Origin of the sequence: Fictibacillus terranigra (genome assembly GCF_030412265.1) — a bacterium.
GTDB classification, from domain to species: Bacteria; Bacillota; Bacilli; order Bacillales; family Fictibacillaceae; genus Fictibacillus_C; species Fictibacillus_C terrinigri.
On the sequence record NZ_JAUHLN010000001.1, the window covers coordinates 777,248 to 791,480 of the forward strand.

Consider the following 14,233-nt stretch of genomic DNA (forward strand, 5'->3'; position numbering starts at 1 on the left):
GAACTCAAATTCTTTCTATCCCTCTTATCTCGTTCAATATCGGAAAAAATCTTCAAATCCCTAAACCTTCCCCAAACCGGAACCTATAAAGACAGGCGATATCATCTTTAAATTTGAGAAGCTGCATATTATGATAAAATAGATCATTCATACTAGGGACAAATGGGAGGCCTGGAGCATGACGAAAATGGAGCTGGAATTCGAAAGATTGAAGATCAGAGACATTTCGGTTAGTGATGCCTCTGTCATCGCACAATGGAAAAGCGGCCCTTTATTCCGGAAAATGTCTACAGGAACGGCGACCATTATTAACGAAGGCAATCAAAGGCAGGATATCGAAAAAAGTTCAAGCTCTCCGAACGAATCATACTTGATGATCATCGAAAAGAGGAGCTCGCTTCCTGTGGGATATGTCCGGTTCAATTGGATGGGCGGCACCCGTCAGTTTGGCTGGCTGCGGTTCGGGCTCGGTGCCGAATCCGGAAAAGGGTATATGCAGGAAGCCCTGTCAGGAATCCTGGACCACCTGTTTGACCGTGAGACCTATCGAATCGATGCAGAGGTTTATGAATATAACAAAAAAAGCCTGAAACTCTTGACCGCTCTCGGCTTTAAAAAAGAGGGTGTCAGAAGGCAAGCCTATTTTGATGAAAACGAGTATTATGATATTTATGTTCTCGGCCTGCTTAGGAGCGACTGGATTGCAGGGAGCCTTGAAGCTAAGAGATCACTGAATCTAAATTAAACTTTTCATTTTGAACTTAAGAGGTATAATGGATATAGCTGAATATGCGGTTAAGGTCCGTTTTATGATCAATAAAACGTTAAAAGGGAAGCTGGTTCAAGTCCAGCACGGTCCCGCCACTGTAATCGGGAGATCTTCTTACATTTCCACTGTTCAAATCAAAGGATGGGAAGGAGAAGAAGATTGTTGATCGGAAGTCAGGAGACCTGCCTTAATTGCCTGTGCGAACCTTCGAGGAAAAGGTGAAGTAATTGTAATCATTTCTTTTATGATTAACTGTTGATTCGCTCTCCGAAGGGAGGGCTTTTTTGTTTGCACAACTGCAGCTAAACGATACATAGGAGCGTGAAGGAATTGAAGAAGTTTACACAAATTGCGATGATGCTGATGCTCGTGATCGCCATCATCGCAGGCTGTTCGGCCGGCAATCAGTCAACAGACAAAAAAGAGAACGGCAGTCAGGCAAAGAGTGAATTCCCCGTAACGATTAAAGATGCGGCGGATGAGAATGTGAAAATTGATAAAAAACCAAAGAAGATCGTCTCGCTCATACCAAGCAATACAGAGATCGCATTCGCGCTTGGACTGGATAAGGAGATTGTCGGCGTATCGGACTTTGACAACTACCCTGAAGCGGCGACGAAAAAAACCAAGATCGGCGGTATGGAATTTAACGTCGAGAAGATTGTTGGCCTAAAGCCTGATCTCGTGCTCGCCCATGCCTCCGGCGCGCATACTTCCAAGCAGGGAATCGATCAGCTTAAGAATGCCGGCATCAAGGTCATCGTGATCAATGATGCACAGAACTTTGAGGATACGTACCATGCCATTGACATGATCGCTAAAGCAACAGGCACTCAAAAACAAGGGGATAAGATCGTAAAATCCATGAAGGATGATCTGTCAGCGATCAAGGAAAAAGCAAAACAAGTAAAGCAAGAGAAAAAGGTCTGGGTTGAGGTTGCACCGGCACCTGAGATTTATACAGCGGGTAAAGGAACATTTATTGATGAGATGCTGAACGCCATTCATGCAAAAAATGCGGCAGGCGATTTAAAAGGATGGGCGAAGGTTTCTGAAGAGCAACCTGTCAAATATCAACCGGATGCCATTGTAACGACGTACGGCTACTATTCGAAGAAGCCGATGGAACAGATTATGGCCCGTAAAGCCTGGAAGGACGTTCCTGCGGTAAAAAACAAAGAAATTTATGATGTGCACTCCGATAAGGTAACACGTCCAGGACCGCGTTTGATTGAAGGAGTGGAGGAGCTTGCAAAAGCCATCTATCCGGAAGTATACAAAAAGTAAAATCATCGTTTCATACACAGCTGTGCTCCTGCTTTTAGGCTTAGCTATTGCTCTGGGGATATCGGTAGGTTCAATACCTATCCCCCTTTTTCATGTGGTGCAGATATTGGGAGCAAAGCTTTTCCATTATCCCGTACCTGCTTCGATCGATTCATCCATCGTAAATATCGTCATGGAAATCCGCTTTCCCCGAGTCATTCTCGCTATGCTTGTCGGCTGCTCACTGGCACTGGCAGGAACAGCATTTCAGGGGCTGCTGAAAAATCCGCTGGCCGATCCTTATACGCTTGGAGTATCGTCGGGTTCAGCGTTGGGTGCAGTGGCTGTCCTGTTCTTCGGTATTCAGCTTCCGGTACTCGGAAATTTCACTCTTCCGGTAGTGAGCATAATTACCGGTTTTCTTACCCTTGTCGGAGTAATTTATTTCGCTCGCCTTGTGCAGCGCAGCCTTGCGGTTGAGACGATTATTCTGGCAGGCATTTTAAGCAGTTCATTTATAGGTGCTTTAACCTCTCTTTTAATCGCACTGACCGGGGATGAATTAAGGCAGATCATCGGCTGGCTGCTCGGCAGCGTATCCATGAGAGGCTGGCCGTACGTTCAGCTGATCACTCCGTTTTTGGCTGCAGGGCTTATCATTCTCCTGGCAAGTGCACGTGAATTAAATGCACTTTCTTTTGGCCGGCAGGATGCAAGGTCAATTGGTGTGGACGTGAAAAAACATACGTCACTTGTGCTGTTCGGGGCTTCACTTTTGACAGGCTCGGCTGTAGCGGTGTCAGGCACCATCGGGTTTGTCGGCCTTGTCATCCCTCATATGGCGCGCATGATCTGGGGAGTGGATCATCGCCATTTACTGCCCCTTTCCACGATTCTGGGCGGGGTATTTCTCGTTCTGGTCGATCTCATCGCACGAACAATCATCTCGCCGACGGAGCTGCCGATCGGTGTATTGACGGCGATCATCGGAAGTCCGATTTTTGCCGTGATTTTTATCCGCTATCGTAGAAGGAAGGTGACTACATGATACAAATTCAGCAGCTTACTGGAGGCTATGACGGCAAGCCCGTGGTAAAAGATCTTTCGTTTTCCATTGAAAAAGGAAAAATAACCGGCATCATCGGACCAAACGGGAGCGGGAAGACCACTCTCATGAAGATGATAAACGGAATGCTGTCTCCGCAGTCCGGTGAAATTTTAATTAAAGGAATACCAGTCAGCAGCTATTCCGCCAAGGATTTAGCCAGGATCATCGCTGTTCTTCCTCAGCATGCGGAAAGTTCGTTCGACTTTACCGTCCGTGAAGTGGTAGCGCTCGGCCGGTATCCTTTTTACAAAGGCTTGCTGAAGCAATCATCGCCGAAGGACGAAGAGATGGTCCAGCGATCCATGGAGTTTACAGGAGTCCAGCATTTTGCGGAGAAAAGCATCCAGTCCTTGAGCGGCGGCGAACGGCAGCGGGTTCTTTTGGCTAAGGCGCTTGCGCAGGAACCAGAAATCCTGCTGCTCGATGAGCCCACGAACCATCTTGACCTTTCCTATCAGATGAAACTTATGGACTTGCTGAAAGATTGGGTGCAGGGCTGCCAGCTGACGGTGGTTGCCATATTGCATGATTTGAATATTGCCAGTCTGTACTGTGACCAGGTTCTTCTTCTCGATGGAGGAAAAGAGAAGGCGATCGGAAAGCCTGGTGACATTATGGACAGCAACCTGCTGGAAGGAGTGTATGATACGAAGCTGAGCAGGCAGGAGCATCCTCAGAAGCCGAAGCCCTTAATCGCGCTTGTGCCGGCTGAACGAGAGGAACAAAAGAAAATAGAAGATATTAAGCTTCAGGCCTCAAATGAATCAATGGTGTTCCGAAGCCCGTATTTTTTAAAAACAATGTCTTCGGCCCTGATCGGCGGAGGATTCGGTTGGGCGAATACATTTGTTAACCGTCACGTGGACAGGAACTACAATTGTGATGATGCTCATTCTGAATATGAAGCGTACCTGCGCTCCCTTCCTGTCAATCCGAATGAAACGGTTGGAATGATGACAGCGGCACGGCTGGAGGATGCAGGAGTGGTTTCCATAGAAAAAGAAGGAATCAAGCTTCTTGCCGCAGCAACATCAGGGACATCCAATGCGGTAGATGCTGCTCAATCGTGGCAGAGGAAGGCTGGATCTGTGGCAGTTGGCACAATTAATATCTGGCTTTTCCTGGAGGGACAGCTTACCGATGAGGCATTTGTCCAGGCGATGATGACAGCCACAGAAGCAAAGGCCAGTGCGCTCAGAGATTATGAGATTAAAGATCCGATTTCAGGAACGATGGCTACAGGTACTTCAACGGACAGCCTTTGCATCGCGTCGACACAGCAAGGGAAAAGGATGAGCTACGCCGGTACGATTACTCCGATGGGAAAAGCGATTGGCCATGCCGTCTATCAGACCGTTGGTAAAGCAATCGAAAACTATAGAAAGAGAATGCCACGATCATGATGATGGCCCTTCATCTGCTATCAATGTTAATCGCTTTGATCATCGACCAGCTCATCGGTGATCCTCGCTGGCTGCCGCACCCGGTAAGAGGTTTCGGCAAATTGATTTCTGTGATGGACCGGGTGCTGAACCGGGGAAAATGGAAAAAGCTGAAAGGTTCCATCATGCTTTTTATTATTCTATCTATTACCCTCGTACTGACTTTTATCATCGTAAGGATTGCTTATTCCATAAACCATGTTTTAGGGGTTTTCATAGAATCGATGTTCATTTCCACGACCATTGCGGCCAGAGGGCTTAAAGAAGCAGGACTGTCAGTGCTTGTGCCTCTTAAGCGGGGAGATGTGCAAGAGGCTCGCAAAAAACTAAGCTGGATTGTCGGAAGAGATACAGAACATCTGCCTCCGGCTGAGATTGTGAGAGGGGCTGTCGAGACGGTCGCTGAAAATACGAGTGATGGAATCACCGCTCCTCTATTCTTTGCCTTTATTGGGGGGGCACCGCTCGCCTTGGTGTACAGGGCGGTCAATACGTGTGATTCCATGGTGGGCTACAAGAATGAGAGATATAAAGACTTCGGCTGGGCATCTGCCCGGTTTGATGATGTATTAAATTACGTACCAGCCCGGCTTACTGCGCTTCTTATGGCAGCAGGATGGCTGGGGAAAAAACGGTTGACCCTCTCGTGGCTGAAGGAACAGGCGAAGAACCATCCCAGCCCGAACAGCGGATGGAGTGAAGCCGCGGTGGCAGGAGTTCTTGGTATACGGCTCGGCGGCACGAATTATTATAAAGGCCAGGTCTCTTATCGCCCGTACATCGGCCGTCCAATCTACAGCTTGAAGGCTATACATATTGAAAGGACAATAGCGATCATGCAGCGTACTGTCCTGTGGTTTACTATCGTATTAATTGCAGCGGGAGGGATGTATATTGTTGCTGCCCAATCATGGAGCTAATCCGCAGCTGCTGGCAAAATCCTTGAAAACCAGCCTGGTTGAGAACAGCATAGATTTTAGTGTAAATGTAAATCCATATCCTGCACTGCCAAAAATGAAGGAAAAGTGGACCAGCCTTTATGAAGAAATTCTGGACTATCCCCATCCGTCCGCCGGTCCTTTCGTTCAAAGGGCGGCTGAAATAGAAGGGGTGGGGGCTGACCAGGTACTGGCAGGAAACGGAGCGGCTGAACTGATTTTTCTTATTGCCCAAGCTTACCGGGGTACGGACGTCCTCATTACAGCGCCAGCTTTTTCAGAGTATGAAGAAGCGTGTGCAGCGAACGATTGCACGGTGGACATCTATGTTACTTCAGAAGGTGAAGGCTGGCAGGCAAATCTCGATGAGCTGAGTGAAAAACTGATCGGGAAGCAGCTTTGTTTTCTTTGCAACCCGAATAATCCAACAGGAGTCGCATGGGATCTGGACACTTTGGAATCGATCGCTGCTTTGTGCGATCATCATCATGTTACACTCGTCGTGGATGAAGCCTTTGTCCACTTTTTGGAACAGCCAGTATCCACTGTTCGCTTGATGGAAAAGTATTCCAATCTGATTGTGCTTCGGTCGATGACCAAGATGTTTCATCTGCCCGGGCTCCGTTTAGGGTATGCCGTGTCATCCAAAGGGCAGATCGATCGATTGAAAAAGCATCAGCCTCCCTGGAGTGTGAACGGTCCCGCACAAAAGCTCGGTCTGTTCTGTCTGGAACAAGAGGATTTTGCAGCAGAGGCAGCTATGAAAACGACAGACGAGCGCAAGCGGATGTTGCCGATCCTCCTCAAGATGGGATTCGAAACCTCTCCTTCCGCTGTTAACTTTTACTTGTTAAGGGAGAGAGGAGAAGGAAAGGATCCGTTGGCCCTTATTAAATATCTGCTGAGCCGAGGAATTATCGTCAGGCATACCTTTAATTTTAGAGGGCTCGACGGCCGGTATATCCGCATTGCCGTCCGAACGCCTCAGGAGAACGACCGTTTGCTGGCTGCACTTGAAGGGTGGAACTCGAGATGATGATCTTTATTACCGGAGGAGTCAGAAGCGGAAAAAGCTCTTTTGCCGAAATGTCTGCCATTTATCATGGAAAGAATGAGAAACGCCTTCATTATATTGCAACGAACGAACATCTGGATGGAGAAATGGACGAACGGATAAAGAGGCATCAGGCGGATCGTATGAACAGCGGGTATCGCTGGAAGACGTGGGAACAGCCGCGAAACATTCATGAACTAAGTGATGTATATGGGAAAAATGACGTCATCCTCCTTGATTGTTTGACCAATCTTGTCAGCAACGAGCTGTTTGACGGCTGGAAAGAAAACAGAAACCAGTGGGAAGATGAATTATTTCGATCCGGTGTATTCCTTAAGATCATGGATGGATTAAGAAGGCTTAAAAAAAACAGCACCGCATTCATCGTCGTGTCAAACGAAGTGTTTCAGGGCCTCCCTTGTACGGATGAAGGGACCTTCTATTTTATGCAGATGCTGGGAAAGCTTCATCAGCAGATTGTCTCTGAAGCTCATTGGGTGTACCAGGTGGAAATGGGCATGCCAATTTTAAGGAAGGGATATGTTGCGGATGAAAAACAATGCACATCCTGTCCGGTTTAAGGCGCTATACGGTTTGGGACTGGCTCTTCAGTTCTTAACCGCACTGCCGATCCGCACCGCTTTTCCATGGACAAAAGAGACAAGCAAGTGGAGTGTGCTTTCGTATCCTGCAGTCGGCTTGCTTCTTGGAGGGTTGGCTGGTGTACAAGCTCATTTCCTGTTGCAGCAAAGCGTCATCCCAGTGCTGATGACAAGTTTTTATCTTTTCTGTTTCTCGATTATTATGACAGGCGGCCTGCATCTTGACGGGTGGATGGATTGCAGTGATGCCTATTTTTCGTACGGCGATAAAGAAAAAAGGCTGCAGATCATGAAGGATCCCCGGACTGGAGCGTTCGGTGTACTGTCTGTTCTATTTCTATTGAGCTGGCGATTTCTTTTTATTTTTGAAACGATGAAAATGGCTCCGAAGCTCGTTTGGCTGCTGTTTCTGCTCATTCCTTTCATCGCCCGTATCGGCATGGGTGCCCTGCTGATCTCAGCTCCTCTTGCCAGGGAGGAAGGTATGGCTTTTGCCATAAAGCAGAACATATCAACCCGTGCCTTTCCTGTATATGCCGCCTATCTCCTGCTGGCAGGCATTGGAGCATGGGCCGCGGGTGCGCTCCTTTTGTTCATCAGCTTGTTCTGTTTAGGCTCTGCCGTATTTTTAATAAGTAAAACATTCTTTGTCCGCCAGTTTGGAGGAATTACAGGGGATACATTAGGTGCACTATCGGAAGGGATGGAAACATGGCTATGGTTCGGAGGCTGGCTGTTACTCTCCTTCGCCACGGGCTGACGGAGGAAAATAAGCAAAAGAAATATATCGGGCATTGTGATCCCCCATTATGTGAAGAGGGGCGGAAAGAGCTGTACATTTTGCATAGAGACGAAACGTTTCCTGAGGGAGCGATCCTTGCAAGTGACAGAAAACGATGCATGGAAACCGCAGAAATTCTTTTCCCGGAGAGTAAGGTGAAGGTCAGCCCGGCACTCCGGGAGATGCATTTTGGAGAATGGGAAAGAAAAACATATGACGATCTTTGCGGCATTCAACGATACCGGGATTGGATTGACGATCCGTTTGGCGTAAGTCCTCCGGGAGGAGAGAGCTATCAAGACTTTGCAGATCGCCTTCATGGTGCCTGGCACCGTGAGATTTGGCCGGCTGCGAAAGACAGCGGGCATGTCATCGTTGTCACCCACGGCGGCCCGATCCGTTATTTATTGTCGGAGTTTGCTCCGGAACGAAAAGAAATGTGGTCATGGCTGGTCTCACACGGCAAAGGCTACACCCTTTACTGGAACGGGGCAGAAGGGAGGTTGAAAGATAGATGCATTTTGTTACAGGAGGCTCCTTTCACGGCAAAGCCAAATGGGTGCAGGAGCACTATTCTGCCTCGAGAGTAGCAGAGGGCTGGTTCAACGGCTACGAAGACGCCAGCTGGGAAACGCGTGATTTTACAACTTCACTCGTTGTACTTGAAGGATTGGAGCAGCTCGTGAAGAAGGTTGTAGAGGAGAATGTAATCGGCGGAAGAGCAGCTCTTAGAGGGAAGCTTAAGCTCTGGCTGGATTGGGAAGCTTCTGAGCCAGACCGCCGGCTCGTTCTCATCGGCACAGACATCGGAAAAGGAATTGTGCCGCTCGAGAAAGAGAACAGGCTATGGCGCGATGTGACTGGATGGTTTTATCAGGATGTCGTTATGGCAGCTGAAAGAGCCGATGTCATTTGGTACGGGCTGCCCCAGGCTTTAAAATAAGCTGGCTGGATACATAAGGGGAAATTCCTGTGGGAAGGGCTCTCCCAAGCCGCAGTAAGCGTTGTTTGCCCTTAGTGCAGGTCCACTATGTGCTAACGCCAGGCCGCCAATAAAAAGGAGATGATGAAGGATGAAGCTATACACTAGAACAGGAGACGAAGGGAAAACAAGTGTCATTGGAGGAAGGCTGGATAAGAATCATATCAGGGTGAATGCCTACGGCACCCTTGATGAACTGAACAGCTTTGTCGGCGTTGCGGTTACAAAGCTGCAGGACGCAAAATTCGATGATATCCGCAATGAACTGGCAAAGATTCAGCATGAACTGTTTGACTGCGGAGGGGACCTGTCTTCCGTTAAAAAGGACTATCCTTATAAAGCGAAAGAGGACATGATTCTCTTCTTGGAAGAGCGAATTGACGAGTACATAAAAGAGGCGCCAGAGCTGGAGCGTTTTATACTTCCGGGAGGGTCGGAGGCGTCAGCTGCCATTCATGTCTGCCGTACGGTGGCAAGGCGGGGAGAGCGTGAAATCGTTGAACTCAAACAGGATCATGAGATCAATCCGGTGGTATTGAAATATGTGAACAGACTCTCTGATTACTTTTTCGCGGTTGCCCGTGTCATCAATTTCCGTGCGGGAGTAAATGATGTTGAATACGAGCGGAGTGCCATTGTTTTCCGTGGAGGAAAACGTAAACCCAATGATGCGGAATAAAAAATTCACCTTATTTATCGCTTTTCTCTCCTTGTCGGTGGCAGGGTCTTTTATTAAGATTCCAGCTCTCGTCGGGAGTGTGGCATTTGATTCCATGCCGGCATTGGCCGCCGCAGCACTAATGTCTCCTCTGGCAGGAACCTCTGTTGCCTGTATAGGGCATCTCATGTCTGCCGGACTTTCCGGCTTTCCACTCGGCCCTCTGCATTTTCTGATCGCTGTTCAGATGGGCCTTCTAAGCTTTTGTTTTGGACTGCTCTATCAGAGAAAATTTAAAATCACTGCCATTCTGATCTTTATTTTAGGAAACGGAATAGGGGCACCGCTTTGTTTTTGGCCGATACTGGGAAAATCAGCGGTCCTCGCTTTTATACCAGGGCTGGCTGTGGGAGCAGTGTTCAACGGAATCACAGCCCAACTGCTCATTCCAAGGCTGAGCCCGGTCTTTAATCGGCCAAACGTAAGGATCCATCATGAAAACAAATCGTGATGTGACGTTAGCTGAGTTGGGTTCAGATGAATGGCTTGTAATGGCAGCTGATAATTCGGGGGGCATCGGCAGCCTTCCTATGGATACGGTGCACGTTCCATACCCTGTCGTAGCAGCCTTTGGTGCCCGAGTCTGTGCCATGGAAGTGATGGCGGCTGGAGGAGAGCCGCATACCTTCCTCATTCATTCTTTCAACGGGGAAGAAGCATGGGCGGAACTGGTAAAGGGGACGGAAAGGACGTTTGGACAGCTGGATCTGAAAGGTGTGCAGATTACAGGGAGCACGGAAAGCAACATGAAAATGATGCAATCTGCTTCTTCGTTTACGATGATCGGAAAAGCAACTCAAGGGACTCTTCGGTTGAACTGTACTCCGCCGCATGCGAAATATGCGGTGATCGGCGCCCCGCTGGTCGGTGAAGAAGTGATTTCTCGCCATGAGGACGTTCTTCCGCTTTCACTTTTTCGAAGGCTTTTAACTACAAAAGGCATTTATGAAGTGCTTCCGGTCGGCTCGAAAGGGATCTCGCATGAAATGGAAATTCTAACGAAAAGTTCCGCGGTATACACATGCGGCCTGCCGATGGAAAAGTCGGCTGGCCCTTCAACATGTGCACTGATCAGCTATGATCCCGAACACCGCTCCCACCTTTATAAACTTTGCGGCCGGTTTTTTCACGAGCTGATGAAAGCTTGAGAACGGAATTTATTTCAATTGTGCCCGTTCATTAAAAAACGTGCGGTATCCGTACTGGGCGAAGATGATGACACTGAAAGCAACAGAGCCTGCGATTCCAAGCATGATGGCAATCTGGTATTCGATCGCGGTGACCGGAGAGATTCCGGACAAAATCTGCCCGGTCATCATTCCAGGCAGGAACACGATTCCCATGCCGACCATCGAGTTGATCGTCGGCAGAATAGCAGAATCAAATGCCCGGTCCACGAGCTCTTTTGAAGCGGCTTTTGGAGAAGCGCCAAGCATGAGAGCCGCCTCTATGAGATCTTTTTGTTTCTCCATTCCCTCCACGAGATGATTCACACCGAGCGAGACGCCTGTCATGGCGTTGCCTATGATCATTCCTGCGATCGGAATGACATAACGCGGTTCGTACCACGGAGTAAACTGAATGACTACATAGTTGAAAAGCAGAAGGCTGATGAGAGTTCCGGCGATCATGGAAACGGCCACAACTTTTCTTAACTCAGCGGACAGCTCGTGTTTGATCCTTTTAAACACGTTATAAACGGCAAAGGCTTCCATAAGAGCAAGTATCAGAACCGTTAATACGGGGTGCGGGTGTTTAAATAAATAAGTTAATACATAACCTGCCAGCACCAGCTGAATCGTCATCCGCAGCGTTCCGATGACGATTTCTTTTTCCCTCGCTATTCCTCTCCACCTTACAATAACGGTTAAGATGACAATGAACAGGTAGGCAGAAAGAAGCTGCCATAATGTGATATCAATGATTTTATCCTTCATGGCTTTGGCCTCTTTTCTTTTGATTGATCTCTTTGAGCAGGATATTGACATCCGCATAATGCGCAGCGATCCGTTTGGAGTGTGTGACCATGACAACCGTTTTATGCTTTTTTTTCGCTTTGTTCAGAAAGGAAGAAATCACCTCATCGGCTGTTTCGTCATCCAGGGCTGAAGAAGGCTCATCCAGGAGATAGGCTTCTGCATCCATTAAAAGCACGCGTGCGAGTGCAAGCCGCTGCTTTTCTCCTCCAGAAAGACCACCGGCTTTTGTTTCCAAAGGCTTTTTTAGATATACCGTATGTAAGGCTTCCTCCAGTTCAGCATCTGCGGGTACGGTTTTTTCAGAAAAAGCGAGCCCTGCTATTAGATTATCTTTTACCGTTCCCGGAAAAATGGCAGGCATCTGCTGTAGCATGACTACATTTCTGCGGTGAAGCACTGGATTCAGAGCCTTTACATCCTCTCCGTTGTAAAGGACGGTTCCTTCATCCGGCGTGATCATGTGGTTTAACAATTTTAAAAGGGTCGTTTTTCCGCTGCCGCTTTCACCGGTAAGGATACTCACCTTACCCTTTTCAATGGTTAATTCATCAAACCGAAGGATATCTTTATAGACAATTTTTGTTAGCTCAAACATGAGCCTGGCCTCCTTCTGATCGTATTTTAGACTATTCCCTAAAACTCTTTGCGCTGCCATGGATAAAATAGCTGGAACACATTGCCTACAGAACAACTCGTATGGTACATTAAAGATAAGTGTAATGTTGTCCGTGGAGGTGTGACAAATGGAAACAGCTGCAACAATTTTATTGGTAATCGTTTCAATCGCCCTGATCGTAGTTGTCGTTCTTCAATCTGGCCGTTCGGCAGGATTATCAGGAGCGATTACCGGGGGAGCGGAACAATTATTCGGAAAACAAAAAGCCCGCGGAATGGAAGCCGTGCTGAGCAAGATGACTGTAATTTTAGCTACTTTGTTCTTCCTTTTGGCGATTGCCGTAGCTTATTTTATTTAATGATACCTTAACAGCAGGTGAATTTTCACTTGCTGTTTTTATTTTTTCAGCCACCCTGAGTCGAGCTTTTTCCAGCAGCGGTATGGTATGATTTTTTACGTGCATAAAAGGGTAACTTACTGGAAAAAAGGTGATAATATGATTGGCTGTCTATGTTTGCATGGATTTACCGGCAGTCCCTACGAAGTCGAGCCAGTTACGGATTATCTGCGGGAACATACCGACTGGCTGCTGTCTGTTCCCACCTATCCGGGGCACGGTGAGCAGCTGCAGCTGAGAGGCATAGACCATCAGCTTTGGATCGATGAAGCAGAGCGTGCTTTTCTGCAGCTGAGAAAAAAAAGCGACACCGTATATATACTCGGCTTTTCCATGGGCGGCATGATCGGGGGATATCTCGCTTCAAAGTATGGCTGCGACAAACTGATCCTTCTAAGTGCAAGTGCCTATTATATGAATCCTTCTCAAATGGTAAAAGACATAAAAGAGATGGTCAAACTGGGGCTGAAAGGGAACTTAAAAGACCATGAGCTCTATCAGCGGTACCGGAAAAAGTTTATGGATACACCTCTGAGTGCCACACTCGAATTTCGAAGGCTGGTCAACAAGTTAAGGCCGGCCTTTGAAAAGGTTCAGGCGCCAACATTAATCGTTCAAGGCGAGAGTGATGGCCTTGTGCCGAAAAAGAGCGCGGAATACCTGTATAAGACCATTCCTGCTCAGAAAAAGAAACTTTGTTACTTGAAAGCGTCCAAGCATATGATCTGCCATGATTGTGAGCAGGATCAGCTGATTGAGGAAGTCTTTCAATTTTTAATGGAACAATCGTAATAAGGGAGAGAATGCATCATGATCAAATTTACAGCACCTAAACCATTTATGTTTGAAGCCGGGAAGCGGGCGGTATTATTATTACATGGATTCACTGGCAGTTCGGCGGATGTCCGGATGCTCGGCCGCTACTTGCAAAAAAAGGGCTATACATGCCATGCACCGCAATATAAAGGCCATGGTGTCCCGCCTGAAGAACTCGTACATACTGGACCCTCTGACTGGTGGAGCGATGTGATGAGAGGGTTTAATCATCTGAAAGAGAACGGTTATGAGGAAATTGCCGTTTGCGGATTGTCGCTTGGAGGCGTTTTTTCGTTAAAGCTGGCGACAGAGCAGCCTGTAAAGGGAGTCATTCCAATGTGTGCTCCTATGCACATTAAAAGTGAGGAAACGATGTATAAAGGGGTTCTTGCCTACGCCCGAGAATACAAAAGCAGGGAGAATAAAACAGAGGAACAGATCGACCGGGAGATGGAAGCGTTCAAAAGCACGCCGATGAAGACACTTAAGGCGCTGCAGGATTTGCTTCGGGAAGTAAGAAATTCCATTGACATGGTATACGCACCTGCCTTTGTGGTACAGGCTAGACATGATGAGATGATCAATACAGAATCTGCGAATATCATTTACAACGAAGTAGAAAGCGATATGAAAGACTTAAAATGGTATGAACATTCGACCCATGTGATCACACTAGGAAAAGAAAAGGAACAGCTTCACCAAGATGTGTTCCATTTCTTGGAGAAGCTCGATTGGTCCGTGGAATAGGCGGAATGACTGCTGAAA

Annotated in this window: 18 protein-coding genes and 1 riboswitch; of the genes, 16 read left to right on the top strand and 2 right to left on the bottom strand. The window is 47.6% G+C overall.

Going from position 1 to position 14,233, the window contains the following annotated elements; genetic code table 11:
- Window positions 1-178: 178 nt before the first annotated feature.
- The 13 genes from QYF49_RS03780 (at window position 179) to QYF49_RS03840 (ending at window position 10,808) form a co-directional block, all read left to right on the top strand.
- Window positions 179-745, top strand: a complete 567-nt coding sequence (locus QYF49_RS03780; protein WP_290398284.1) for a GNAT family N-acetyltransferase — start codon at window positions 179-181, stop codon at window positions 743-745.
- A 36-nt stretch (window positions 746-781) separates the two neighbouring features.
- A riboswitch (cobalamin riboswitch) is annotated at window positions 782-973 on the top strand.
- Window positions 974-1,099: 126 nt separating this feature from the next.
- Window positions 1,100-2,056: an ABC transporter substrate-binding protein gene (locus QYF49_RS03785; RefSeq protein WP_290398285.1), complete on the top strand. Its 957-nt coding sequence runs from the start codon at window positions 1,100-1,102 to the stop codon at window positions 2,054-2,056.
- The gene (locus QYF49_RS03790) at window positions 2,019-3,083 is read left to right on the top strand and encodes a FecCD family ABC transporter permease (protein WP_290398286.1); all 1,065 of its coding nucleotides are present in this window, start codon (window positions 2,019-2,021) and stop codon (window positions 3,081-3,083) included. Before QYF49_RS03785 ends, QYF49_RS03790 begins: the two co-directional genes overlap by 38 nt.
- Window positions 3,080-4,546 (top strand): adenosylcobinamide amidohydrolase, encoded by a 1,467-nt coding sequence (locus QYF49_RS03795; RefSeq protein WP_290398287.1) that lies wholly within the window; start codon window positions 3,080-3,082, stop codon window positions 4,544-4,546. Before QYF49_RS03790 ends, QYF49_RS03795 begins: the two co-directional genes overlap by 4 nt.
- On the top strand, window positions 4,546-5,505 hold the full coding sequence (gene cbiB, locus QYF49_RS03800; protein ID WP_290399039.1) for an adenosylcobinamide-phosphate synthase CbiB: 960 nt from the start codon (window positions 4,546-4,548) through the stop codon (window positions 5,503-5,505). The genes QYF49_RS03795 and cbiB overlap by 1 nt, the downstream gene beginning before the upstream one ends.
- Window positions 5,480-6,559: a threonine-phosphate decarboxylase CobD gene (gene cobD / locus QYF49_RS03805; RefSeq protein WP_290398288.1), complete on the top strand. Its 1,080-nt coding sequence runs from the start codon at window positions 5,480-5,482 to the stop codon at window positions 6,557-6,559. Before cbiB ends, cobD begins: the two co-directional genes overlap by 26 nt.
- Window positions 6,556-7,158, top strand: a complete 603-nt coding sequence (locus QYF49_RS03810) for a bifunctional adenosylcobinamide kinase/adenosylcobinamide-phosphate guanylyltransferase (RefSeq protein ID WP_290398289.1) — start codon at window positions 6,556-6,558, stop codon at window positions 7,156-7,158. The genes cobD and QYF49_RS03810 overlap by 4 nt, the downstream gene beginning before the upstream one ends.
- Window positions 7,127-7,939, top strand: a complete 813-nt coding sequence (locus QYF49_RS03815) for an adenosylcobinamide-GDP ribazoletransferase (protein ID WP_290398290.1) — start codon at window positions 7,127-7,129, stop codon at window positions 7,937-7,939. The genes QYF49_RS03810 and QYF49_RS03815 overlap by 32 nt, the downstream gene beginning before the upstream one ends.
- Window positions 7,891-8,550 (top strand): histidine phosphatase family protein, encoded by a 660-nt coding sequence (locus QYF49_RS03820; protein WP_290398291.1) that lies wholly within the window; start codon window positions 7,891-7,893, stop codon window positions 8,548-8,550. The genes QYF49_RS03815 and QYF49_RS03820 overlap by 49 nt, the downstream gene beginning before the upstream one ends.
- Window positions 8,475-8,903 carry a bifunctional adenosylcobinamide kinase/adenosylcobinamide-phosphate guanylyltransferase gene (locus QYF49_RS03825; protein WP_290398292.1) on the top strand — a complete coding sequence of 143 codons (429 nt, stop codon included), beginning with the start codon at window positions 8,475-8,477 and terminating at the stop codon, window positions 8,901-8,903. Before QYF49_RS03820 ends, QYF49_RS03825 begins: the two co-directional genes overlap by 76 nt.
- Window positions 8,904-9,033: 130 nt before the next feature.
- Window positions 9,034-9,621 carry a cob(I)yrinic acid a,c-diamide adenosyltransferase gene (locus tag QYF49_RS03830; protein ID WP_290398293.1) on the top strand — a complete coding sequence of 196 codons (588 nt, stop codon included), beginning with the start codon at window positions 9,034-9,036 and terminating at the stop codon, window positions 9,619-9,621.
- On the top strand, window positions 9,608-10,111 hold the full coding sequence (locus tag QYF49_RS03835) for an ECF transporter S component (protein ID WP_290398294.1): 504 nt from the start codon (window positions 9,608-9,610) through the stop codon (window positions 10,109-10,111). Before QYF49_RS03830 ends, QYF49_RS03835 begins: the two co-directional genes overlap by 14 nt.
- The gene (locus QYF49_RS03840) at window positions 10,095-10,808 is read left to right on the top strand and encodes an ATPase (RefSeq protein WP_290398295.1); all 714 of its coding nucleotides are present in this window, start codon (window positions 10,095-10,097) and stop codon (window positions 10,806-10,808) included. The genes QYF49_RS03835 and QYF49_RS03840 overlap by 17 nt, the downstream gene beginning before the upstream one ends.
- A 9-nt stretch (window positions 10,809-10,817) precedes the next feature.
- Here the strand turns inward: QYF49_RS03840 and QYF49_RS03845 are convergent, their stop codons facing one another.
- A complete protein-coding gene (locus QYF49_RS03845; RefSeq protein WP_290398296.1) occupies window positions 10,818-11,597 on the bottom strand; it encodes an ABC transporter permease in 780 nt (259 codons plus the stop codon).
- Window positions 11,587-12,234 (bottom strand): ABC transporter ATP-binding protein, encoded by a 648-nt coding sequence (locus QYF49_RS03850; protein ID WP_290398297.1) that lies wholly within the window; start codon window positions 12,232-12,234, stop codon window positions 11,587-11,589. Before QYF49_RS03850 ends, QYF49_RS03845 begins: the two co-directional genes overlap by 11 nt.
- Before the next feature lie 148 nt (window positions 12,235-12,382).
- Here QYF49_RS03850 and secG point away from each other — a divergent pair, with 148 nt between their 5' ends.
- The 3 genes from secG to QYF49_RS03865 all read left to right on the top strand — a co-directional run bounded on the left by secG (window position 12,383) and on the right by QYF49_RS03865 (window position 14,215).
- The gene (secG, locus tag QYF49_RS03855) at window positions 12,383-12,613 is read left to right on the top strand and encodes a preprotein translocase subunit SecG (RefSeq protein ID WP_290398298.1); all 231 of its coding nucleotides are present in this window, start codon (window positions 12,383-12,385) and stop codon (window positions 12,611-12,613) included.
- Window positions 12,614-12,751: 138 nt separating this feature from the next.
- The gene (locus tag QYF49_RS03860) at window positions 12,752-13,444 is read left to right on the top strand and encodes an alpha/beta hydrolase (protein WP_290399040.1); all 693 of its coding nucleotides are present in this window, start codon (window positions 12,752-12,754) and stop codon (window positions 13,442-13,444) included.
- Between the two features lie 18 nt (window positions 13,445-13,462).
- The gene (locus tag QYF49_RS03865) at window positions 13,463-14,215 is read left to right on the top strand and encodes an alpha/beta hydrolase (protein ID WP_290398299.1); all 753 of its coding nucleotides are present in this window, start codon (window positions 13,463-13,465) and stop codon (window positions 14,213-14,215) included.
- Window positions 14,216-14,233 lie beyond the last annotated feature (18 nt).

Coding starts and splice junctions, on each gene's coding strand:
- QYF49_RS03780 (WP_290398284.1), top strand. CDS start 179: ATGACGAAAATGGAGCTGGAATTCGAAAGATTGAAGATCAGAGACATT.
- QYF49_RS03795 (WP_290398287.1), top strand. CDS start 3,080: ATGATACAAATTCAGCAGCTTACTGGAGGCTATGACGGCAAGCCCGTG.
- cbiB (WP_290399039.1), top strand. CDS start 4,546: ATGATGGCCCTTCATCTGCTATCAATGTTAATCGCTTTGATCATCGAC.
- QYF49_RS03810 (WP_290398289.1), top strand. CDS start 6,556: ATGATGATCTTTATTACCGGAGGAGTCAGAAGCGGAAAAAGCTCTTTT.
- QYF49_RS03815 (WP_290398290.1), top strand. CDS start 7,127: ATGAAAAACAATGCACATCCTGTCCGGTTTAAGGCGCTATACGGTTTG.
- QYF49_RS03820 (WP_290398291.1), top strand. CDS start 7,891: ATGGCTATGGTTCGGAGGCTGGCTGTTACTCTCCTTCGCCACGGGCTG.
- QYF49_RS03825 (WP_290398292.1), top strand. CDS start 8,475: ATGCATTTTGTTACAGGAGGCTCCTTTCACGGCAAAGCCAAATGGGTG.
- QYF49_RS03830 (WP_290398293.1), top strand. CDS start 9,034: ATGAAGCTATACACTAGAACAGGAGACGAAGGGAAAACAAGTGTCATT.
- QYF49_RS03835 (WP_290398294.1), top strand. CDS start 9,608: ATGATGCGGAATAAAAAATTCACCTTATTTATCGCTTTTCTCTCCTTG.
- QYF49_RS03840 (WP_290398295.1), top strand. CDS start 10,095: ATGAAAACAAATCGTGATGTGACGTTAGCTGAGTTGGGTTCAGATGAA.
- QYF49_RS03845 (WP_290398296.1), bottom strand. CDS start 11,597: ATGAAGGATAAAATCATTGATATCACATTATGGCAGCTTCTTTCTGCC.
- QYF49_RS03850 (WP_290398297.1), bottom strand. CDS start 12,234: ATGTTTGAGCTAACAAAAATTGTCTATAAAGATATCCTTCGGTTTGAT.
- secG (WP_290398298.1), top strand. CDS start 12,383: ATGGAAACAGCTGCAACAATTTTATTGGTAATCGTTTCAATCGCCCTG.
- QYF49_RS03860 (WP_290399040.1), top strand. CDS start 12,752: ATGATTGGCTGTCTATGTTTGCATGGATTTACCGGCAGTCCCTACGAA.
- QYF49_RS03865 (WP_290398299.1), top strand. CDS start 13,463: ATGATCAAATTTACAGCACCTAAACCATTTATGTTTGAAGCCGGGAAG.